Annotated in this window: 22 protein-coding genes and 1 riboswitch; of the genes, 9 read left to right on the forward strand and 13 right to left on the reverse strand. The window is 68.6% G+C overall.

From position 1 onward, the window contains the following. Positions 1-13: 13 nt before the first annotated feature. From ACNKFW_RS00880 to mobA, 4 genes are read left to right on the forward strand one after another with little or no spacing between them, the layout of a single operon-like run. Complete coding sequence (locus ACNKFW_RS00880; RefSeq protein WP_024842849.1) at positions 14-733, forward strand: ABC transporter ATP-binding protein; 720 nt, start codon at positions 14-16, stop codon at positions 731-733. Further along, positions 730-1566: an ABC transporter permease gene (locus ACNKFW_RS00885; protein WP_028709799.1), complete on the forward strand. Its 837-nt coding sequence runs from the start codon at positions 730-732 to the stop codon at positions 1564-1566. Before ACNKFW_RS00880 ends, ACNKFW_RS00885 begins: the two co-directional genes overlap by 4 nt. Next, a complete protein-coding gene (locus tag ACNKFW_RS00890; protein ID WP_418024450.1) occupies positions 1563-2159 on the forward strand; it encodes a hypothetical protein in 597 nt (198 codons plus the stop codon). Before ACNKFW_RS00885 ends, ACNKFW_RS00890 begins: the two co-directional genes overlap by 4 nt. Further along, a complete protein-coding gene (gene mobA, locus ACNKFW_RS00895) occupies positions 2156-2758 on the forward strand; it encodes a molybdenum cofactor guanylyltransferase MobA (protein WP_024842852.1) in 603 nt (200 codons plus the stop codon). Before ACNKFW_RS00890 ends, mobA begins: the two co-directional genes overlap by 4 nt. Here the strand turns inward: mobA and ACNKFW_RS00900 are convergent. The 10 genes from ACNKFW_RS00900 to thiD are packed head-to-tail and all read right to left on the reverse strand — an operon-like array spanning position 2755 to position 10213. Beyond that, positions 2755-3486, reverse strand: coding sequence for an ABC transporter permease (locus ACNKFW_RS00900; RefSeq protein ID WP_418024452.1), 732 nt, complete (start codon positions 3484-3486; stop codon positions 2755-2757). The genes mobA and ACNKFW_RS00900 overlap by 4 nt on opposite strands. Further along, on the reverse strand, positions 3483-4277 hold the full coding sequence (locus ACNKFW_RS00905) for an ABC transporter ATP-binding protein (protein ID WP_024842854.1): 795 nt from the start codon (positions 4275-4277) through the stop codon (positions 3483-3485). The genes ACNKFW_RS00900 and ACNKFW_RS00905 overlap by 4 nt, the downstream gene beginning before the upstream one ends. Beyond that, complete coding sequence (tenA, locus tag ACNKFW_RS00910) at positions 4274-4948, reverse strand: thiaminase II (RefSeq protein WP_418024454.1); 675 nt, start codon at positions 4946-4948, stop codon at positions 4274-4276. The genes ACNKFW_RS00905 and tenA overlap by 4 nt, the downstream gene beginning before the upstream one ends. After that, complete coding sequence (locus ACNKFW_RS00915; protein WP_418024456.1) at positions 4945-5901, reverse strand: ABC transporter substrate-binding protein; 957 nt, start codon at positions 5899-5901, stop codon at positions 4945-4947. Before ACNKFW_RS00915 ends, tenA begins: the two co-directional genes overlap by 4 nt. Continuing rightward, positions 5898-6875: a ThiF family adenylyltransferase gene (locus tag ACNKFW_RS00920; RefSeq protein WP_418024458.1), complete on the reverse strand. Its 978-nt coding sequence runs from the start codon at positions 6873-6875 to the stop codon at positions 5898-5900. The genes ACNKFW_RS00915 and ACNKFW_RS00920 overlap by 4 nt, the downstream gene beginning before the upstream one ends. Then, the gene (locus ACNKFW_RS00925; protein WP_024842858.1) at positions 6872-7468 is read right to left on the reverse strand and encodes a thiamine phosphate synthase; all 597 of its coding nucleotides are present in this window, start codon (positions 7466-7468) and stop codon (positions 6872-6874) included. The genes ACNKFW_RS00920 and ACNKFW_RS00925 overlap by 4 nt, the downstream gene beginning before the upstream one ends. Continuing rightward, positions 7465-8229, reverse strand: a complete 765-nt coding sequence (locus tag ACNKFW_RS00930; protein WP_024842859.1) for a thiazole synthase — start codon at positions 8227-8229, stop codon at positions 7465-7467. The genes ACNKFW_RS00925 and ACNKFW_RS00930 overlap by 4 nt, the downstream gene beginning before the upstream one ends. 1 nt (position 8230) lies before the next feature. Next, entirely contained in the window at positions 8231-8428 is a 198-nt protein-coding gene (thiS, locus tag ACNKFW_RS00935) for a sulfur carrier protein ThiS (RefSeq protein WP_024842860.1), read from the reverse strand. Next, positions 8412-9389, reverse strand: coding sequence for an FAD-dependent oxidoreductase (locus tag ACNKFW_RS00940; RefSeq protein WP_147427454.1), 978 nt, complete (start codon positions 9387-9389; stop codon positions 8412-8414). The genes thiS and ACNKFW_RS00940 overlap by 17 nt, the downstream gene beginning before the upstream one ends. Then, positions 9386-10213: a bifunctional hydroxymethylpyrimidine kinase/phosphomethylpyrimidine kinase gene (thiD, locus tag ACNKFW_RS00945; protein WP_024842862.1), complete on the reverse strand. Its 828-nt coding sequence runs from the start codon at positions 10211-10213 to the stop codon at positions 9386-9388. Before thiD ends, ACNKFW_RS00940 begins: the two co-directional genes overlap by 4 nt. 67 nt (positions 10214-10280) lie before the next feature. After that, positions 10281-10384: riboswitch (TPP riboswitch) on the reverse strand. A gap of 186 nt (positions 10385-10570) precedes the next feature. Here thiD and ACNKFW_RS00950 point away from each other — a divergent pair. Both ACNKFW_RS00950 and ACNKFW_RS00955 read left to right on the forward strand, forming a co-directional pair. Beyond that, positions 10571-11173, forward strand: coding sequence for an HAD family hydrolase (locus tag ACNKFW_RS00950; RefSeq protein WP_024842863.1), 603 nt, complete (start codon positions 10571-10573; stop codon positions 11171-11173). A 242-nt stretch (positions 11174-11415) separates the two neighbouring features. After that, positions 11416-12288: a DMT family transporter gene (locus tag ACNKFW_RS00955; RefSeq protein WP_024842864.1), complete on the forward strand. Its 873-nt coding sequence runs from the start codon at positions 11416-11418 to the stop codon at positions 12286-12288. Positions 12289-12319: 31 nt separating this feature from the next. Here the strand turns inward: ACNKFW_RS00955 and aroQ are convergent, their stop codons facing one another. The 3 genes from aroQ to ACNKFW_RS00970 are packed head-to-tail and all read right to left on the reverse strand — an operon-like array spanning position 12320 to position 15356. Next, entirely contained in the window at positions 12320-12754 is a 435-nt protein-coding gene (aroQ, locus tag ACNKFW_RS00960) for a type II 3-dehydroquinate dehydratase (protein ID WP_024842865.1), read from the reverse strand. Positions 12755-12781: 27 nt separating this feature from the next. Continuing rightward, positions 12782-13483: a response regulator transcription factor gene (locus tag ACNKFW_RS00965; RefSeq protein ID WP_024842866.1), complete on the reverse strand. Its 702-nt coding sequence runs from the start codon at positions 13481-13483 to the stop codon at positions 12782-12784. Continuing rightward, positions 13476-15356, reverse strand: a complete 1881-nt coding sequence (locus ACNKFW_RS00970; RefSeq protein ID WP_418024463.1) for a PAS-domain containing protein — start codon at positions 15354-15356, stop codon at positions 13476-13478. The genes ACNKFW_RS00965 and ACNKFW_RS00970 overlap by 8 nt, the downstream gene beginning before the upstream one ends. A 112-nt stretch (positions 15357-15468) precedes the next feature. On the opposite strand from ACNKFW_RS00970, the gene ACNKFW_RS00975 reads away from it, so the two are divergent. From ACNKFW_RS00975 to ACNKFW_RS00985, 3 genes are read left to right on the forward strand one after another with little or no spacing between them, the layout of a single operon-like run. Further along, on the forward strand, positions 15469-17445 hold the full coding sequence (locus tag ACNKFW_RS00975; RefSeq protein WP_024842868.1) for an AMP-binding protein: 1977 nt from the start codon (positions 15469-15471) through the stop codon (positions 17443-17445). Positions 17446-17447: 2 nt separating this feature from the next. Beyond that, positions 17448-18257: an ABC transporter ATP-binding protein gene (locus ACNKFW_RS00980; RefSeq protein WP_177209323.1), complete on the forward strand. Its 810-nt coding sequence runs from the start codon at positions 17448-17450 to the stop codon at positions 18255-18257. 10 nt (positions 18258-18267) lie between these two features. Continuing rightward, positions 18268-19248 carry a branched-chain amino acid ABC transporter permease gene (locus tag ACNKFW_RS00985; protein WP_418024465.1) on the forward strand — a complete coding sequence of 327 codons (981 nt, stop codon included), beginning with the start codon at positions 18268-18270 and terminating at the stop codon, positions 19246-19248. Positions 19249-19352 lie beyond the last annotated feature (104 nt).

Raw genomic sequence — 19352 nt, forward strand, 5'->3', positions numbered from 1 at the left:
CGCCCTTTGCCAGATGCCGCAGGACGCGCTTTCCATCCAGCATGTCAGCCACAGTTTCGGCCGCTTCCCCGCGCTGAAGGATGTGTCGCTGACCGTGCCGCGCGGCGGCTTCACCGCGCTGCTGGGGGTGAACGGCGCCGGCAAGACCACGCTGTTCTCGCTGATCACCCGGCTTTACGACAACCGCTCGGGCCGGATCGAGGTGGCGGGCCACGACCTGCGCCGCCAGCCCGGCGCGGCGCTGGCGCGGCTGGGGGTGGTGTTCCAGTCCCGTGCGCTGGACGCCGACCTGACCGTGGCGCAGAACCTGGACTATCACGCCGCGCTGCACGGCATCCCGCGGCGCGAGGCGCGGGCGCGCAGCATCGAGGTGCTGGCGCAGGTCGATCTGTCGGACCGGCTGCATGCCAGGGTCTCGGCGCTGTCGGGCGGCCAGCAACGCCGGGCCGAGATCGCCCGCGCCCTGATCCACCGCCCCGAGATCCTGCTGCTGGACGAGCCGACCGTCGGGCTTGACGTGAAATCCCGCGCCGAGGTGGTGGCGCTGACCCGTGAGCTGACCCGCGGCGGGGTCTCGGCGCTCTGGGCCACGCATATCCTGGACGAGATCCGCCCCGAGGACGGGCTGGTCATCCTGCACAAGGGCGAGGTGCTGGCCCGCGGCAATGCCGGCGCCATCGGCGGCGACGACCTGACCGCGACCTTCCTGCGCCTGACGGGGGAACAGGTATGAGCGCGCCCCATCCGGCCGGACCGCGCCTGACCCCGCGCATGTGGCTGACCGCTTTCCTGGGCATTGCCCGGCGCGAGACCCTGCGCTTCGTCAACCAGCGCGGCCGTTTCCTGGCGGCGCTGGTGCGGCCGCTGGTCTGGCTGTTCATCTTTGCCGCCGGGTTTCGCGCCGTGCTGGGCCTGTCGATCACGCCGCCCTACCAGACCTATGTGCTTTACGAGGTCTATGTGACCCCCGGCCTTTGCGCGATGATCCAGCTGTTCAACGGCATGCAAAGCTCGCTCTCGATGGTGCATGACCGCGAGACGGGGGCGATGCGCACCCTGCTGGTCAGCCCGTTTCCGCGCTGGTTCCTGCTGGCCAGCAAGCTGGTCGCCGGGGTGATCGTGTCGATCATCCAGGTCTATGCCTTCCTGGTCATTGCCTGGTTCTGGCGGGTCGAGCCGCCGCCCGTCGGCTATCTGGCGGTGCTGCCGGCGCTGTTCCTGTCGGGGCTGATGCTGGGGGCGATGGGGCTGTTCCTGTCCTCGGCCATCCGCCAGCTGGAAAACTTCGCGGGCGTGATGAATTTCGTCATCTTCCCGATGTTTTTCGCCTCCAGCGCGCTTTACCCGCTGTGGCGGATGAACGAAAGCTCGCCGCTTCTGCACGACATCTGCGCGGCCAATCCCTTCACCCATGCGGTTGAGTTGATCCGCTTTGCCCTTTACGCGCGCTTCGATCTTCTGTCCTTCTTGGTGGTGTCGGGTTGCCTGATCCTGTTCTTTGCAGGGGCCGTCATCATGTATGATCCGGCCAAGGGGCTCTGGGCCCGGCGAAAGGGGGGAGCATGAGATACCTGGTTCTGGCGCTTTGCCTGGCCGCCGGTGCCGGCGCGGCGCGGGCGGAAAACGGCACCGATCCCGACTGGCCCTGCGTGCAGCGCAAGCAGCCGCACCTGTCGTTGGGCCAGATGTGGAGCGGGCCCGAGCCGGACGAGGCCGCGCGCGAGCTGGCCCGCGCGCCCGAGATCGCCGCCCTGGCCGACCGGCTGGAGCAGCGCCGCCTGCCGCTGGCCGAGGCCGAGGCCGAGATCGCCGAATTTGCCAGGGATGCCGACAACCAGAAGCTGACGGCGCTGATGGTGGCGATCTTCGACCGGATCGAGCCGCATCGCGCGGCGCTGATCGCCGGTATCGCGCGCTATGGCCACAAGCAGGTCGATCTGGCACAAAGGATCGAGGATCACCGTGCCAAGATGGAACAGATGCAAAAGGCAGAAACGCCCGATTTCGACGCCATCGACGCCGAGGAAGAGCGGCTCGACTGGGACATGCGCATCTTCCAGGACCGCCAGCAGGCCCTGACCTATGTCTGCGAGACGCCGGTGATCCTGGAGCAGCGGGTGTTCGCGCTGGCCCGCGCCATCGCGGCGGGGCTGCGATGAACCCGGTTCCCGCCGTCATCCTGGCCGGGGGCCTGTCGCGCCGCATGGGCGGCGGCAACAAGGCGCTGCGGATGCTGGCGGGAGAGACCCTGCTGTCGCGGGTGATCGCGCGGCTTGCGCCGCAATGCGGGATGCTGGCGCTCAACGCCAATGGCGAGGCGGAGCAATTCGCGGCCTATGGGCTGCCGGTGATTGCCGACGGCATCGGCGGCTTCGCCGGGCCCTTGGCCGGGGTCCTGGCCGGCATGGAATGGGCGGCGGGCGAGGGGGCCCAGAGCGTGGTCAGCGTCAGCGTCGACACGCCCTTTCTGCCCGAGGATCTGGTGCATCGGCTGCGCGAGGCGGCCGGCCGCTCGGGCATGGCCATCGCCGCAAGCCCGGATGACAGCGGGCAGTTGCGCGACCATCCGACCTGCGCGCTCTGGCCGGTCGCGCTGCGCGGGGAGTTGCGCGAGGCGCTGGAATCGGGGCTGCACCGGATCGGCCAGTTCGCGGCCGCGCATGATCCGGGGCGGGCGGTGTTCGACAGCCGCCCCCTGGACCCGTTCCTGAACCTCAACACTCCCGAGGATCTGGCCCGCGCCGCGCGCCTGCTCTAGACGCCGTAGCGGCTGAGCAGCCGGTGCAGCGCGATGGCCACCGCCCTGGCGAAGATCACCGTCATCACCGACAAGACCAGCAGCGCGGCAAAGACCAGGTCGGTCTTCATCCGGCCGTTGGCATGGATCATCAGCGCGCCCAGGCCGCGCGCGCCGCCGACCCATTCGCCGATCACCGCGCCGATGGGCGCATAGACCGCCGCCAGCCGCAGCCCGGTGGCCAGGCTGGGCAGCGCCGCCGGGATGCGCAGGTGGCGCATGATGCGGATGCGGCCGGCGCCCATGACCTGCGCCAGGTCCAGCGCCGCCTGCGGCGTGCGCATCAGCCCGTCCAGGAAGGCGCTGGCCACCGGGAAGAATACGATCAGCACGGTCATGGCGATCTTGGGCGCCATGCCGAAACCCAGCCACAGCGTCAGGATCGGCGCGAGCGCAAAAACCGGGATGGTCTGGCTAAAGGTCAGGATCGGCCGCAGCACGCCGGCCAGCCTCTGCGAGAACCCCATCGCCACCGCGAGAGCGGCGCCGAGCGTGGAGCCGAGGATGAAGCCCAGCACCACCTCGGTCAGGGTGAAGCCGGCATGGCGGGCGATCTCGGCCCGGTTCAGCCACAGCGCCTCGGTCACGGCCAGCGGCGAGGGCAGCAGGAAGGGCGGCATGCCGGCCAGCCAGATCACCCCCTGCCACAGGGCCAGGATGGTGACGGCCAGGGTCACGACGGTTCTCATGCCATCATCCCCCGCATCAGCTCGGCTTGCAGCGCCAGCACCTCGGGCGCGTCATAGGGCCGGGCGGCGCCTTTCGGGCGCGGGGCGGGCCGGGGCCATTCGGTCAGCCCCGTCCCGCGCAAGAGCAGGATGCGGTCGCCGAGCCGCGCGGCCTCGGCGGGGTCATGCGTGACCAGGAGCACCGTGCGGTCGTCGAGCAGCCGCGCCGCGAGATCCTGCATCTGCGCCCGCGTGCGCGCGTCCAGCGCCGAAAAGGGCTCGTCCAGCAGCACCAGCGGCCGGTCCTCGAACAGCGTCCGGGCCAGGGCTGTGCGCTGGCGCTGGCCGCCCGACAGGTTGGCGGGCAGGTGATGGGCGCGGTCGGCCAGGCCCACGGCCTTGATCAGACGGGCCGCGCGGGTGGCGGGGTCGGCCGGGGGCTCTGCCCCCCGCCCATCCGGCCCCTCGATGGGGCCGGATGGGCGTCCCCCGGGATATTTGGACAAGAAAGAAGCCCGCAGCGTGCCGCGCAGGCGCGCGCCCAGCGTGACATTGCCGGTCACGTCCAGCCAGGGGATCAGGCCCGGATCCTGCGCCATCAGGGCAACGGGCTGGTTGCGCGTCACCTCGCCCTCGAAGCGCGCGCCGGTTTCCAGTCCGGCGATCAGCCGCAGGATGGTCGATTTGCCGACGCCCGAGGGACCGAGCAGGCAGGTCCAACCGCCGGGTTCCAGCACCAGGTCCACCGGCGCGAACAGCGGCGCCTCGCCGACCCAGGCGCGGCCGCGAACCGAGGCCGCCGCGGCGGTCATGCGCGGCCCAGCTCCCAGAAGGCGACTTCGAGCCGCGTGGCGGTGGCGAAGCGATCCGACAGCGCGGCCCAGCGCGGGCTTTGCCGGGGCGTATCGCCCAGCCGCTTGCGGAGGGCATTGTCCAGCAGCTCGCCGGCCGAGATGCAGGCGGTCTGGTATTCGGCGCCGGCATAGGTGTCGATCCATTCGCGATAGGGCGTGTCGGGTGCCGCCTCGGCCTGGAGCCGCAGTCCGATTTCGCCATAGCCCAGCACGCAGGGCATCAGCGCTGCCAAGAGGTCAAGGAAATCGCCCGAATAGCCGGATTCCAGAACATAGCGGGTATATGCGATATTGGTGACGGCCTCTTGCGCATTGGCCAGCACCTCGGGGCCCATGCCGGCGCGGGCGCAGGTCTGCACATGCAGGCCCATCTCGTGATCCAGAAGCGTGTGGACCGTGGCCGAACAGGCCCGCATCTCGTCGAGATCTCCGGCCTTGACCACCGCCAGCGCCCAGGCGCGCGAGAAGTTTTGCAGGAACAGGTAATCCTGTACCAGATAGGTCAGGAAGCGCGATTGCGGCAGCGTGCCGTCGCGCAGCCCTTCGACGAAGGGGTGGCGGGTATAGGCGTCCCAGTCGGGCTGCGCCGCGGCCCGCCAGGCGGCGAAGGCGTCTCCGTAGCGGCTCATTGCGCCGCCCCCATGTCCTGCGCCGCCACGTCCAGGGCCAGGTCCGAGACCGGCAGCACGCTGTCGACCAGCCCGGCCTCGTGCAGGAAGGCTTCGAACCGGGCATAGCGGCCCTGGTCCAGCGCCGCCGGCGATTGCGAGAAGCGCGGCAGCGTGTCCTTCCAGGCTTCGGCGTTCAGCTCGTCCTTGAGATCGGGCGCGGTGGCCGAGAACAGCTCCCAGGCCTCGTCCGGGTGGTTGACCATGTATTGCGCGCCGCGTTCGACCGCGTGCAGCAGGCGGCGGGTGCGGTCCAGGTCCAGATCGGCCGGGTTGGCGACGAAGATCAGCTCGTCATAGGTCGGCACGCCCTGTTCCTCGACGAAGAAGCATTTGCCCTGAGCGCCCTCCAGCCGCATCTGCGTCAGCTCGAAATTGCGATAGGCGCCGATGGTGGCGTCGACCTGGCCGGCGATCAGCGCCGGCGACAGCGACCAGTTCACGTTCACCATCTCGACATCCTGCATGGTCAGGCCGGCGGTCTTGAGGATCTGGCCGACCAGCGCCTCCTCGACGCCCGAGACGGAATAGCCGATCTTCCTGCCCTTGAGGTCGGCGATCTCCTGCACCGGGCCGTCGGCCTTGACCATCAGGCAGTTCAAGGGCGTCGCGACCAGGGTGCCGACGCGTTTCAGCGGCAGGCCCTCATGCACTTGCAGGTGCAGTTGCGGCTGGTAGCTGATGGCGTAATCGGCCTTGCCGGCGGCGACCAGTTTCGGCGGATCCGAGGGATCGGCGGGGGCGATGACTTCGACCTCCAGCCCTTCCTCGGCGAAGAAGCCCTTTTCCTGGGCCACGATGATCGGGCCGTGGTCGGGGTTCACGAACCAGTCCAGGATCAGCGTCACCTTGTCCTGGGCATGGGCGGGCAAGGCCAGCATGGCGAAGGCGGCGGCAAGGGCAAGGTGTTTCATCGGTCGTCGTCTCCAAGGGCCAGAAGGGTGATCTCGCCGCTCCAGCGGCGGGCAAGGGCGTCGGCGGCGCGCCACGAGCGCAGGCCGGAACGGCAGGCCAGCACCACGCGGCCGCCGGGATCGGGCAGGGGGCCCGCCGCACCGTAATCGGGGATGCGCAGCGCGTCCGGCGTGGCCTTGCGCGGCGCCTCGTCCTCGGGGCGCAGGTCGATGACCAGGTCGGTCGCGCGGATCTCGTCGCGGGCGATGAAGCGCGGACCGGTCGCCTCGGGGGCGGTGTCGAAGCGGAACTGGCTGAAGCGGCCGTTGTCGAAGCGGATGAATTCGCCCAGCGGCGACGGCGTGATGCCCAGAAGCAGCCGCAGCGCCATCTGCGCCTGGATGCAGCCGAGCATGCCGACCACCGGGCCCAGCACGCCGGCGGTGGCGCAGGTCTGGCCGCTGTCGGGCGGGTCGGGGAACAGGGCGCGCAGGCTGGGGGCGCCCCCCTGCCGCTTGTCGCCGCAGAAGCCGCCGACATAGCCCGAAAGCCCCAGCGCCGAGGCCGAGATCAGCGGCTTGCCCACCGCCAGGCAGGCGTCCGAGAGCGTGTAGCTGGCGGCATAGCTGTCGGCGCAGTCCAGCACCACATCCGCCGCCGCAACCAGCGCCGGGGCGTTCAGGGGTGTCAGCCGGTCCACCAGCGCCTCGATCTCCACCGCGGGGTTCAGCCGGGCCACGGCCTGTGCGGCGGCGCGGACCTTGGGCTGGCCGATATCCTTCATGCGGTAGAGCGGCTGGCGGTGCAGGTTGGTCTCCTCGACCGTGTCGGGGTCGATCAGGGTGATGCGGCCGATACCGCTGCCGGCCAGGTATTGCAGCACCGGCACGCCCAAGCCCCCGGCGCCGACGACCAGCGCATGGGCGGCGCCGATGCGCTCCTGCCCCTCGGCGCCGACCTCGGGCAGGACCATCTGGCGAACATAGCGGTTCATGCCGCCACCCGCAGCCATTCGCGGATGCGGCCCTCGGGGTCGGGGTTGAGCGTGATGTCGGTCACGGCCGAGGCCAGGTCGGCGCCGGCGGCGAAGGCTTCCAGCGCGCGCTCCGGGGTGACGCCGCCGATGGCGACCAGCGGCGTCGCACCGACCAGCTTGCGCCATTCCCGCACCCGGTCCAGCCCCTGCTGTTCCCATTTCATCTTCTTCAGGATCGTCGGCCAGACCGGTCCCAGCGCGACGTAATCGGGCCTGAGCGCCAGCGCCCGGTCCAGTTCGGCATGGTCGTGGGTCGAGACGCCCAGCCGCAGCCCGGCCTTGCGGATCGCCGGAATGTCGGCGGTATCCAGATCCTCCTGCCCCAGGTGGATGAAGTCGCAGCCCAGGTCGATGGCGGCCTGCCAGTGGTCATTGACGACCAGCGTGGCGCGATGTTCGCGGCACAGCTCCTGGCACAGCGCCAGCTCGCCCAAGAGCCGGGCGGGGGGCTGGTCCTTGATGCGGATCTGCACCAGTTTCACGCCCAGAGGCAGGGCGCGGCGCAGCCAGTCGCTGCTGTCGAAGATCGGGTAAAAGCGCGGCAATCTCATCCCAGCACCGCCATGCCGAAGAGGGGGGTGGAAGGGGCGGCCATGTCGCGGGCCTCGATCGGGTTGGCGCCATGCGCCAGCTGCCCGGCCTCGATCGCCAGCGCCATGGCGCGGGCCATGGCCACCGGATCGCCGGCCTTGGCGACGGCGGTGTTCAGCAGCACGGCGTCATAGCCCAGCTCCATCGCCTGCGCCGCGTGGCTGGGCAGGCCGATGCCGGCATCCACGACCAGCGGCACATCGGGGAAATGCGCCCTCAGGCTGCGCAGCCCGTAAGGATTGTTCAGCCCCCGGCCCGAGCCGATGGGTGCGCCCCAGGGCATCAGCACCTGGCAGCCCGCATCGAGCAGCCGGCCGCAGACCGAAAGGTCCTCGGTGCAATAGGGAAAGACCTGGAAGCCGTCCTCGGACAGCAGCCGCGCCGCTTCGACCAGCGCGATCACGTCGGGGCAAAGCGTGTCGTCGTCCCGGATCACTTCCAGCTTGATCCAGGGCGTCTCGAACAGCTCGCGCGCCATCTGCGCGGTCGTCACCGCCTCGCGCACCGAATGGCAGCCGGCGGTATTGGGCAGGACGGGGATGCCCAGCTCCTTGATCAGGCGATGGAAGTCCTGGCCTTCGCCGCCTTCGCGCCGCAGGCTGACGGTGGCGATGCCGGCGCGCGAGGCGCGGAACGCCTCGGCCATGATGGCGGGCGAGGGGTATTGCGCCGTGCCCAGCATCAGCGGGCTTGCGACTTCGGTTCCGTAAAAGACCGGCATCTCAGCCCCCCTGCATCGGCGCCACGACTTCCAGCGCGTCGCCATCCTTCAGCGTGGTCGCGGGCCGGGCGGCGGCGGGCAGGAAGGCGCCGTTCAGCGCCGTCGCCACCTTGGCCGCGCCCAATCCGATCTCGGCCAGCGCGTCCTGCACGGTCGGGCCGGTCAGGTCGCGCGCCGCTCCGTTAAGGGTGATCTTCATCCATGAACTCCGGTTTCCGGCCCTCGACAAGGTAATCGGCGGCCATGCGGGCCACGGCGGGGGCCAGAAGATAGCCGTGGCGGTAAAGGCCGTTTGCGTAAAGCGTGCCGCCGCGCCGGCGCAGGCGGGGCAGGTTGTCCGGGAAGGCGGGGCGGGCATCCGAGCCAAGCTCGAGGATCTCGGCCTCGGCAAAGCCGGGATGCAGCGCATAGGCGGCCGACAGCATCTCGACCGCCGAGCGCGCGGTGACGCGATACTTGCCGCCGGTCTCCAGCATCGTGGCGCCGATCATGTAGACGCCATCGCCGCGCGGCACGAGATACAGGGGGATGCGCGGATGCAGCAGGCGGATGGTGCGGGTCAGCGCCACTTCCGGGCAGCGGATCACCAGCATCTCGCCGCGCACGCCGCGCAGGTCGGAAAGTTCGTCCCTGGCGGCCAGGCCGCGGGCATCGACGACAAGGCCGGTGGGCGTGCCCTCGGTTTCGATGGCGACGCCCTGCGCCTCCAGCCGGTCGCGCAGGGCCAGCAGGGCGGCGCGCGGGTTCAGGTGCGCCTCGGTGGCGAAATGCAGGCCGCGCGGGAAGCGGCCGGCCAGCTCCGGCTCCAGCGCCGCGACTTCCTCGCCGTTCACCGGCTGATGCGCCTCGGTCAGCCGGGCAAAGCGGTCGAGTTCCGCCCGGTCGCGCGAGGGCGCCAGGACCAGCGTGCCGCGGCGGATGACCTCGGCGCCATTCGCCTGCCACCAGTCGGCGGCATCGAGGCCCAGGCGCAGCACCGCCGGCTCGGCGCTTTCGGCCTCGCAATAGGGCGCCAGCATCCCGCCGGCGCGCCAGCTGCAGGCCTGGGATCCGGGCTTGCCGGCCGGGTCGATGATGCGCGGCAGGATGCCGCGCGCCGCCAGTTCGGTGGCGATGCACAGGCCCATGACCCCGGCGCCCAGGATGGTGATCTGGTTCATGCCTGCCTCCAGAACTCGTGGAAATGATGCACCGGGCCGTGCCCCAGTCCGACCGACAATTCGTCGGCGTGGGCGATGGCGGCCTGCAGCCAGCCATGGGCGCGGGTCACGGCCTGCGCCACCGTCAGCCCCTGCGCCAGCCCTGCCGCGATGGCCGAGGACAGCGAGCAGCCAGTGCCGTGGGTGTTGGGCGTCTGCTGGCGCGGGGCCGTCAGGGTCAGCGGCTGGGGCCCGACCAGAAGGTCGGTGCAGCTGTCTTCGGTCGCATGACCGCCCTTCATCAGCACATGGTCGGCGCCCAGGGCGCGCAGCGCCTCGCCCTGCTCGCGCATCTCCTCGGGCGTCGCGGCGGGGGGGCGACCCAGAAGCCGCGCCGCCTCGGGCAGGTTCGGGGTCAGCACGGTCGCCAGCGGGATCAGCTGCTCGCGCAGCGCCGAGACGGCATCGTCCGGCAAAAGCGCGTCGCCGGATTTCGCCACCATCACCGGGTCCAGCACCACCGGCACCGGATTGTCCGCCAGCAGCGCCGCCAGCCGGTCGGCGACGACCGTGATCACATCGGCGCCGCCGACCATGCCGATCTTGACCGCGCGCACCTCGAGATCGCCGAAGACCGCGTCGATCTGCGCCGCGACCATGGCCGGGCTGACCGCCTCGACCGCGGCGACGGTGCGGGTGTTCTGCGCGGTGATCGCCGTGATCACAGAGGCGCCATAGACGCCCAGCGCCGAGAAGGCCTTCAGGTCGGCCTGGATTCCGGCGCCGCCGCCGCTGTCCGAGCCGGCGATGGTCAGCGCGATGGGATGGGGCTGCAATCCCGACATGGCCCGCCTTTCGTTTCGGCCGGGCATGGGGACGCGGGGCGGATGGGTGGCGGCCTGGGATTGCGGGCCGCGTCACTCTACCCTTCCCTACGCCGGCATGACCCGGATCAGGTTCGATGGGTCGGTGCCGGGCACCTCTCAGCCCCGTGCGGGGCTCCCCAAGTGTATGAGTCTTCCGCGTGACACTAGGCCCCGGCGCCCCTTATTGCAAGGGCTGCGCGCGGCCGGCCCGTCGCGGCGCTGTCATGCATCCGTCCGCCTTGCCAGCCAAGATGGCCGGCGGGCGGCGGCGGTTTCGGGCTTTACACCGCCCGGAATTCCGGCCGATCTGGGCGCGGCGAAATGCGGAAGGATGCGATGAAAAGCGTGATTTTCGACCTGGGCGGGGTGCTGATCGACTGGGATCCGGCGTTGGCCTTTGCGGATGTCTTCACCAGCCGGGCCGAGGCCGAGACCTGGATGGCCCGCATCGACTTTCCCGGCTGGAACCGGATGCAGGACGGCGGGCGCAGTTTTGCCGAGGGGCTGGCCGCCGCCCGCGCCGAGCATGGCGACGAGGCGCGGCATCTGGCGGGCTATCTGGCGGCCTTTCCCGTCACCATAGAAAAGACCGTGCCCGGCAGCTGGGCGGTGGCCGAGGCGCTGCTGGCGCGCGGCGTGCCGCTTTATGCGCTGACCAACTGGTCGGCCGAGACCTGGCCGCATGCGCTGGAGCTGCATCCCCGGCTGGGCGGGCTGTTCGCCGACATCCTGGTCTCGGGCCAGGTCGGCGCGCTGAAGCCCGATCCGGCGATCTTTCGGCTGCTGATGGACCGCAACGGGCTGCGGCCCGGGGACTGCATCTTCATCGACGACAGCCCGGCCAATGTCGAGGGCGCCCGCGCGCTGGGCATGGACGGGATTCACTTTACCGGCGCCGAGGCGCTGGGCCGGGAACTGGCGCGGCGCGGGGTGATTTAAGGGGGAGGCTAGTCCGCTTTGCGGGGCGAAGCGGTCGGTCGGCTCTTGATGTTCCTGTCCCACAACGGTTAGAATCCCGGCATCGACCGAGTGGCAACTAGGGTTCCGGGCCGACCCATATGGGCCGCCGCAGGACCGAGCGTTGCAGAGACCGGGGGAGTTCCCTGGCTGCACCCAAGGGACAAAAGCCCAGGGGAGGAGACGTCGAGATCAACCGCGCCGATGGCGCAAAGGGGGTCTCAATGACGCTTGCCTCGCTGTTTCTTGTCGTTCTCGCATCCTTCATCCATGCCAGCTGGAACCTGCTGGCCAAACGTGCCGCCTCGGTCGGGCCGGTGTTCGTCTTTGCCTATAATCTGGTCGCCTGCGTCGCTTATGCGCCATGGGTGGCTTGGCTGCTGGTTCAGGGAGGCATCAACTGGACCAGGGAAGGCATCGGCTTTGTTCTGTTCAGCGGGCTGATTCATCTGGCCTACAGCCTCTGCCTGCAACGCGGCTACAGGGTGGCGGACTTGTCGGTGGTCTATCCGGTGGCGCGGGGGACCGGGCCGATGCTGTCCTCGATCGGCGCATTCCTGATCCTGGGGGAAAGCCCGACCGGCACGGGCCTGGTCGGGCTGGTCCTTGTCGTTCTCGGCATCATGCTGATCGCCACGCAGGGAAAGCTTGCCGCACTCACCCGCCCTGGCGGGCAGGCGGGTGTTCGGTGGGGCGCCGCGACGGGCGGGCTGATCGCCAGCTACACGGTGGTGGATGCCTATGCGGTAAAAGCCCTTGGCATCGCGCCGGTGGTGTTGGACTGGTTCTCGAACCTTTTGCGGTTCTTCCTGCTGCTGCCGCTGGTCCTCGCCAACCCTTACCGCTTCATGGAGGCGATGCGGGGCCATTGGTGGACCGCCTTCGGCGTGGGGCTGCTGTCGCCGCTGTCCTATATTCTCGTGCTTGCCGCACTGACGGGTGGCGCACCGCTCAGCCTTGTCGCACCGATGCGTGAAATGTCGATGATGGTCGGTGCGCTGATGGGGATGTTGATCCTGCGAGAGGCGGTCGGCCCGTGGCGGCTGGCTGGGTGTGGCGTGCTGATCGTGGGCGTGATCCTGTTGTCGGCATCGTGATGACCACGACGGCCAGCTTTGGGCTTACCCCTTATCCCACCAGCTTCGCCACATGGCGCAGCGCCAGCAGGTAGCCATTGACCCCGAAACCGGCGATCACGCCCTCGGCGCGCAGGCTGACATAGGAATGGTGGCGGAAGCTCTCGCGCTTGTGGACGTTGGAGATATGCACCTCGATCACCGGCCCGTCGAAGGCGTTCAGCGCATCCAGAATCGCCACCGAGGTATGGGTGAAGGCGGCGGGGTTGATGACGATGGCTTGCGCCTTCAGCCGCGCCTCGTGGATCAGGTCGATGATCGCGCCCTCGTGGTTCGACTGGTGGAAGGCGATGTCCAGCCCCAGCTCGGACCCCAACGCCTTGCAGTCGCGCTCGACGTCGGCCAGCGTGGTGCTGCCATAGATCTCGGGCTGGCGCTGGCCCAGCAGGTTCAGGTTCGGGCCGTTCAGGACATAGACGGTGGGCATGGCAATCTCCGCGACGATGGGGGCAATCTAGCCCAGTTCGGCCAGAAAGATATAGCCCGCGCCGTAGATCGTCTTGATCAGCCGCGGGTTCTTGGGATCCTCGCCCAGCTTGGTGCGCAGGCGCGAGATGCGCACGTCCATCGCCCGGTCGAAGCTTTCGCCCGCCGTGCCGCCCAGCGTCTCAAGCATCTGCGCGCGCGAGATCAGCCGGCGCGGATTGTCGAGAAACAGCCGCAAGACCTCGGCCTCGGCATGGGAGATCGGGGTCTCTGCGCCCTCGGGCGAAGTCAGGGTATAGCGGTCGAAATCCGCGGACCAGCCGGCAAAGCGGACCTGCTGGCGGCCGGGGCCGGCATCGCGCTGGGGCTTGCGCAGCCGGGCGCGGATGCGGGCCACGACCTCGGCCGGCTCGAAGGGCTTGATGATGTAGTCGTCGGCGCCCAGCTCAAGGCCCGTCACGCGGTCCTGCACCTGCGCGCGGCCCGAGATGATGATGATCGCCGCGCCGGATTCGCTGGCCAGCCGGTGCACCAGCGCCAGCCCGTCGCGGTCGGGCAGGCCCAGGTCGATCAGGCAGGCATCGGGCTGGATGCGGCGCAGCGCCGCCTCGAATTCGGTGGCGCGGGCGAAGCCTATGGTGCGAAAGCCCGCCTCCTCCAGCGCCGCGGACAGCAGGCGGCGGATTTCGGGTTCGTCGTCGAGAATGGCGATCAGGGGGGCGTCAGTCATCTGTCTCTGCCATGGCCACGGCCAGTTCGGTGTCGCCAAAGGGCTTGGTCAGGACCGGGCAGTCAAGCCCCGATCTGCGCGGATCGCCCGGCGGTAGCGCCGTCATCAGCACCAAGGGCAGGCCGTGGCCCAGCAGATCGGCGCCCGAGCCGTCGCCCAGTTGCAGGTCGGACAGGATCATGGTCAGTCCGGACAGGTCGGTCAACCCGCGTGCCTCGGAGAGCGAGCCGGCTTCGATCACCGAATGGCCCTGGGCGGTCAGCATCTCGCGGATATGGGCGCGGATGGCGTCGTCATCCTCGACCAGCAGCACCAGCTGCGGGCGGGCGGCGCGCAGCGGCAGGCGGATGGTCACCTGCGCGCCGCCGCCCTTGGCATTGCCCAGCCGCAGGGTGCCGCCCGCCAGCTTGATCTGGTCATAGACCATGGACAGGCCAAGCCCGGTGCCCTGGCTGCCCTTGGTGGTGAAGAAGGGCTCGGTCGCCCGCGCCAGCGCCTCGGCCGAGAAGCCGGGACCGGTATCGGTCACCGCGATCTCCAGCCACCTGCCGGCGGGGTGGGCCTCGACCGTGATGCGGCCCTGGCCCCGCATGGCGTCGCGCGCGTTCAGGATCAGGTTGAGCAGCACGTCCTGAAGCACGCCGGGGTCCAGCATCACCCGCGCCGGCAGATCGCCCAATCGGGTGTCGAGCGTGACGCCCGCGCCCAGCGTCGGCCGGGTCATCGCCGCCAGGTCGTCCAGCATGGCGCGCAGATCGACCGGCTGCGGCTGGTGTTCCCGCCGTCCGGTCAGCGCCGAGATGCCGTCGAGCAACCGCACCCCGCGCCGGGCGGCGGCCAGCGTGGCCTGCACGTCCTCGGCCTGTTCCGGCGCCAGCCCGGCGCGGGCCAGCCGTCCCTGCAGGCCCAGGATGATGGTCAAGAGGTTGCCGAAATCATGCGCCAGCCCGGATGTCATCTGCGCCGCCACCGCGCGCTTCGCCGCATGGGTCAGCGCCTCGCGGGCCTGCACCTCGGCGGTGACGTCGGTGGACAGGATATAGACGCCGCGGCCGTTCTGGTCCGGGGTCAGCGCGATGCGGATGCGCCGTCCCGAGGGCGGGTGCGTGATCTCGAACACCTGCGGCTGGCCGGCGATGGCGCGGTCCAGATGCGGGCGGATGCGGGCGAAGGTCTCGGCGCCCAGCACCGTTTCGCATTGGCAGCCGATGATCGCGCGATTCGCGCCGGGAAACACCATCGAGATCTGGTTGTTCGAGAAGGTATAGCGATAGTCGCGGTCCATATGCGCGATATGGGCCGGGACCATGGCGGTGACATGGCGGGTGCGCGCCTCGGATTCGGTCAGGATGCGCTTGGCCTCCTCCAGCGCGGCATTGGTCGCGGCCAGCGCCCGGTTCGCGGCCGACAGCCGCTCGGCATTTTCCAGCACCAGTTCGGAGAGTTCCTCGGACCGGGCGCGCAGCAGCGCCTCCTGCCGCTTGATATGGGTGATGTCAGTATAGACCGCGATCCAGCCGCCCTGGCTGAGCGGCGCCCCCTCGACCGAGATCCAGCGGCCGTCGGCGCGCTTTCTTTCCATGTAATGCGGCTGGAAGGTGCGGGCCTGGTCCACGCGCTCGCGGATGGCGGCCTCGGGGTCGTCCTGGGGGCCGTATTCGCCGCGATGCACCAGGTAGCGGATCGTATCCTCGAAGGTGGCGCCGGTGCGGGTCAGCTCGTCCGGCAGGCCGAACATGGCCTGATAGGGGCGGTTGCAGACCGCCAGCCGCAGCTCGGCGTCGAAGATCGAGATCGCCTGCTGGATCAGGTTCAGCCCCGAGCGGGTCAGTTCGGCGTGCCGGTCGTTCGAAGGCGTGCCCATTCCTGGCATTGCGCGGTCCCTGTAACAATTTGTAGGATTCAGGAAAAACTGACGCAAGAATTGCCGCAGTAAGCTGCGATTGCCAGAGGGAAGAGGAGCCCTGACGGCAAGGGGAGGATACATGCAGAACGCTGAGGCGGCCCAGGCCGGTTTGCAGTCGATTCCAGCGTTGCTGGCGCGCAATGCCGAACGCTTCGGCAATCGGCCCGCCTATCGGGAAAAGGAATTCGGGATCTGGCAAAGCTGGACCTGGGCCGAGGCCGCGGCCGAGATCCGCGATCTGGCGCTGGGCCTTCTGGTGCTGGGCCTGAACCGGGGCGACCATGTCGCCATCATCGGCCGCAACCGCCCGGCGCATTACTGGGCCATGGTCGCGGCGCAGATGTGCGGCGCGGTGCCGGTGCCGCTGTATCAGGACGCGGTGGCCGACGAGATGGCCTATGTGCTGAACCATTGCGGTGCGCGCTTCGTGGTCTGCGGCGACCAGGAGCAGGTGGACAAGGTGCTTGAAGTCGGCGACCGCGCCCCCTCGGTCGAGCATATCGTCTATACCGACAAGCGCGGCATGCGGAAATACGACCACTCCCACATGAACGCGCTGGCGGATGTGCAGGCCGAGGGCCGCGCCGCCCAGCAGCGGCTGGGCCACGAACTGGACGCGCGCATCGCCGCGCTGGGCTACGGCGATACCTGCGTGATGCTGTATACATCGGGCACCACCGGCAAGCCCAAGGGCGTGGTGCTGTCGAACCGCAACATCATCGAGACCGCCAGGAACAGTGCCGCCTTCGATCGCCTGACCGAGCGCGAGGAGGTGCTGGCCTATCTGCCGATGGCCTGGGTCGGCGACTTCATCTTTTCGGTCGGACAGGCCTATTGGGCCGGATTCACCGTGAACTGCCCCGAGGGCGCGCATACGATGATGACCGACCTGCGCGAGATCGGACCGACCTATTTCTTCGCCCCGCCCCGCGTCTTCGAAGGGCAGCTGACCTCGGTGATGATCCGCATGGAGGATGCCGGCCGCTTCAAGCGCTGGCTGTTCCGGCACTACATGGAGATCGCCCGCCGCGTCGGCCCGGCGCTCCTGGACGGCAGGCCGGTGGGCGCGCTGGACCGGCTGCGCTATGCCCTGGGCAACCTGCTGGTCTATGGCCCGCTGAAGAACACCCTGGGCTATTCGCGCATCCGCGTCGGCTATACGGCGGGCGAGGCGATCGGTCCCGAGATCTTCGATTTCTACCGCAGCCTCGGCATCAACCTGAAGCAGCTCTACGGCCAGACCGAGGCCTCGGTCTTTATCACCCAGCAGCCGGACGGGCAGGTGCGTTCGGACACGGTCGGCGTGCCCTCGCCCGGCGTCGAGCTGAAGATCGCCGAGAATGGCGAGGTGTTCTACCGCTCGCCCGGCACTTTCGTGGAATATTACAACAATCCCGACAGCACCGCCTCGACCAAGGATGCCGAGGGCTGGGTGGCGACGGGCGATGCCGGATTCTTCGAGGAGGCGACCGGGCATCTGCGCATCATCGACCGCGCCAAGGACGTGGGCCGCATGGCCGATGGCCGGATGTTCGCGCCGAAATATGTCGAGAACAAGCTGAAGTTCTATCCCAACATCCTGGAGGCGGTGGTGTTCGGCGCCGGCCGCGACATGTGCACGGCCTTCATCAACATCGACCTGACCGCGGTCGGCAACTGGGCCGAGCGCAACAACATCGCCTATGCCAGCTATCAGGAGCTGGCCGGCCATCCGCAGGTCTATGCCACCATCAAGGAGCATGTCGAGGCGGTGAACGAATCCGTGGCGCAGGATCCGATGCTGTCGGGCTGCCAGATCAGCCGCTTCCTGGTGCTGCACAAGGAGCTGGACCCCGACGACGGCGAGATGACCCGCACCCGCAAGGTGCGCCGCAACATCATCGCCGAGAAATATGCCGACCTGATCGCGGCGCTCTATGACGGCCGCGATACGGTCAGCACCCGGACGGAAGTGACCTACGAGGACGGCCGCAAGGGCGAGATCCGCGCGGTGCTGAAAATCGAGGAGGCCCGGACCTTCCCGACCCGGACCATGCAGAAGGTGGCTGCGGAATGACCATGCAAGAAGGCTATACCACCGCCGACGGCCGCCAGATCGGCGGCGTGCTGATGGACCTGAAGAACATCACCCTGCGCTTCGGCGGCGTCACGGCGATCAAGGACATCAGCTTCGACATCCGCGAGGGCGAGATCCGCGCCATCATCGGCCCGAACGGCGCCGGCAAGTCCTCGATGCTGAACGTGATCTCGGGCTTCTATGTCCCGCAAGAGGGCGAGATCTGGTTCAAGGGCCATCGCCGCGGCCCGATGAAACCCTATGAGGTGGCGCGGCTGGGCATTGCCCGCACCTTCCAGAACATCGCGCTGTTCGACGGCATGTCGGTCCTGGACAACATCATGACCGGCCGCCTGAACATGATGAAGGCGCCGATCTGGAGCCAGGCGCTGTGGTGGGGCCGGGCTGAGCGCGAGGAAGTGGAAAACCGCGAGCAGGTCGAGAAGATCATCGACTTCCTGGAGATCCAGAACATCCGCAAGACCCCGGTCGGCCGGCTGCCTTACGGGTTGAAGAAGCGCGTCGAACTGGCGCGGGCGCTGGCGGCCGAGCCCAAGATCCTGCTGCTCGACGAGCCGATGGCCGGCATGAACGTCGAGGAGAAGGAGGACATGTGCCGCTTCATCCTGGACGTGAACGACGAGTTCGGCACCACCATCGCCCTGATCGAGCATGACATGGGCGTGGTCATGGACCTCAGCGACCGGGTGGTGGTGATGGATTACGGCCGCAAGATCGGCGACGGCACCCCCGACGAGGTGCGCAGCAATCCCGAGGTCATCAGCGCCTATCTTGGCGTGGCGCACGAATAAGGGGACGGCGATGGAATTTCTGTATGCAAGCGAAGTCCTGCTGAACGGCCTGATGGCCGGGGTGATGTATTCGCTGGTCGCGCTGGGTTTCGTGCTGATCTACAAGGCCTCGGGGGTCTTCAACTACGCCCAGGGGGTGATGGCGCTGTTCGCCGCCATGACGCTGGTGGGCATCATGGAGGGCCGGGTGCCCTTCGCGCATCTGATCGGCGCCGCCTTCGGCGTGCATGTATCCAGCTTCGGCTGGACCGTGCCGGGATTGCTGGCGATCCTGCTCACGGCGCTGATCATGGTCGGCCTCGCCATCGCCATCGAGAAGCTGGTACTGAAGCACCTGGTCGGGCAGGAGCCGATCATCCTGTTCATGGCCACCATCGGCCTGGCCTGGTTCCTGGAAGGGCTCGGCGACGTGATGTGGGGCGCCGACGTGAAGGTGCTGGACGTCGGCCTGCCGCAGGGCATTTCCGAGACGGTCGAGGCGATGACCGATGACTGGCTGGGCTACGGCTTCTTCATCGACCGGCTGGACATCTGGGCGGCGGTCATCGCGGCGGCGCTGGTGGCGGCGCTGGTCGGCTTCTCGCAATATACCAAGCAGGGCCGGGCGATGCGCGCGGTGGCCGACGACCACCAGGCGGCGCTGTCGGTGGGCATCAGCCTGCAATTCATCTGGATCATGGTCTGGTCGATCGCCGGTTTCGTCGCATTGGTCGCGGGCATCATGTGGGGCACGAAATCGGGCGTGCAGTTCAGCCTCTCGTTGATCGCCCTCAAGGCGCTGCCGGTGCTGATGCTCGGCGGATTCACGTCGATCCCCGGCGCCATCGTCGGCGGTCTCATCATCGGCATGGGCGAAAAGCTGTTCGAATATTTCGTCGGCCCCATGGTCGGTGGCGCGACCGAGAACTGGTTCGCCTATGTGCTGGCGCTGATCTTCCTCGTCTTCCGGCCGCAGGGGCTGTTCGGCGAGCGCATCATCGAGCGGGTCTGACGATGAAAAGATTCTATGCCTCCGGCGGGGATATTTGGGCAAGAAAGAAGGGCGGAATCTCGCGTTCTTCCTTGGAGAAATATCCCGCGGGGGTGTGGGGGCGC

The organism is Paracoccus sp. TD-10, assembly GCF_048270675.1.
Classification (GTDB): Bacteria; Pseudomonadota; Alphaproteobacteria; order Rhodobacterales; family Rhodobacteraceae; genus Paracoccus; species Paracoccus pantotrophus.

Bases quoted from the DNA above. Each gene is read 5' to 3' on its own strand.
- ACNKFW_RS00880 (WP_024842849.1), top strand. From the start codon at position 14: ATGCCGCAGGACGCGCTTTCCATCCAGCATGTCAGCCACAGTTTCGGC.
- ACNKFW_RS00885 (WP_028709799.1), top strand. From the start codon at position 730: ATGAGCGCGCCCCATCCGGCCGGACCGCGCCTGACCCCGCGCATGTGG.
- ACNKFW_RS00890 (WP_418024450.1), top strand. From the start codon at position 1,563: ATGAGATACCTGGTTCTGGCGCTTTGCCTGGCCGCCGGTGCCGGCGCG.
- mobA (WP_024842852.1), top strand. From the start codon at position 2,156: ATGAACCCGGTTCCCGCCGTCATCCTGGCCGGGGGCCTGTCGCGCCGC.
- ACNKFW_RS00900 (WP_418024452.1), bottom strand. From the start codon at position 3,486: ATGAGAACCGTCGTGACCCTGGCCGTCACCATCCTGGCCCTGTGGCAG.
- ACNKFW_RS00905 (WP_024842854.1), bottom strand. From the start codon at position 4,277: ATGACCGCCGCGGCGGCCTCGGTTCGCGGCCGCGCCTGGGTCGGCGAG.
- tenA (WP_418024454.1), bottom strand. From the start codon at position 4,948: ATGAGCCGCTACGGAGACGCCTTCGCCGCCTGGCGGGCCGCGGCGCAG.
- ACNKFW_RS00915 (WP_418024456.1), bottom strand. From the start codon at position 5,901: ATGAAACACCTTGCCCTTGCCGCCGCCTTCGCCATGCTGGCCTTGCCC.
- ACNKFW_RS00920 (WP_418024458.1), bottom strand. From the start codon at position 6,875: ATGAACCGCTATGTTCGCCAGATGGTCCTGCCCGAGGTCGGCGCCGAG.
- ACNKFW_RS00925 (WP_024842858.1), bottom strand. From the start codon at position 7,468: ATGAGATTGCCGCGCTTTTACCCGATCTTCGACAGCAGCGACTGGCTG.
- ACNKFW_RS00930 (WP_024842859.1), bottom strand. From the start codon at position 8,229: ATGCCGGTCTTTTACGGAACCGAAGTCGCAAGCCCGCTGATGCTGGGC.
- thiS (WP_024842860.1), bottom strand. From the start codon at position 8,428: ATGAAGATCACCCTTAACGGAGCGGCGCGCGACCTGACCGGCCCGACC.
- ACNKFW_RS00940 (WP_147427454.1), bottom strand. From the start codon at position 9,389: ATGAACCAGATCACCATCCTGGGCGCCGGGGTCATGGGCCTGTGCATC.
- thiD (WP_024842862.1), bottom strand. From the start codon at position 10,213: ATGTCGGGATTGCAGCCCCATCCCATCGCGCTGACCATCGCCGGCTCG.
- ACNKFW_RS00950 (WP_024842863.1), top strand. From the start codon at position 10,571: ATGAAAAGCGTGATTTTCGACCTGGGCGGGGTGCTGATCGACTGGGAT.
- ACNKFW_RS00955 (WP_024842864.1), top strand. From the start codon at position 11,416: ATGACGCTTGCCTCGCTGTTTCTTGTCGTTCTCGCATCCTTCATCCAT.
- aroQ (WP_024842865.1), bottom strand. From the start codon at position 12,754: ATGCCCACCGTCTATGTCCTGAACGGCCCGAACCTGAACCTGCTGGGC.
- ACNKFW_RS00965 (WP_024842866.1), bottom strand. From the start codon at position 13,483: ATGACTGACGCCCCCCTGATCGCCATTCTCGACGACGAACCCGAAATC.
- ACNKFW_RS00970 (WP_418024463.1), bottom strand. From the start codon at position 15,356: ATGCCAGGAATGGGCACGCCTTCGAACGACCGGCACGCCGAACTGACC.
- ACNKFW_RS00975 (WP_024842868.1), top strand. From the start codon at position 15,469: ATGCAGAACGCTGAGGCGGCCCAGGCCGGTTTGCAGTCGATTCCAGCG.
- ACNKFW_RS00980 (WP_177209323.1), top strand. From the start codon at position 17,448: ATGCAAGAAGGCTATACCACCGCCGACGGCCGCCAGATCGGCGGCGTG.
- ACNKFW_RS00985 (WP_418024465.1), top strand. From the start codon at position 18,268: ATGGAATTTCTGTATGCAAGCGAAGTCCTGCTGAACGGCCTGATGGCC.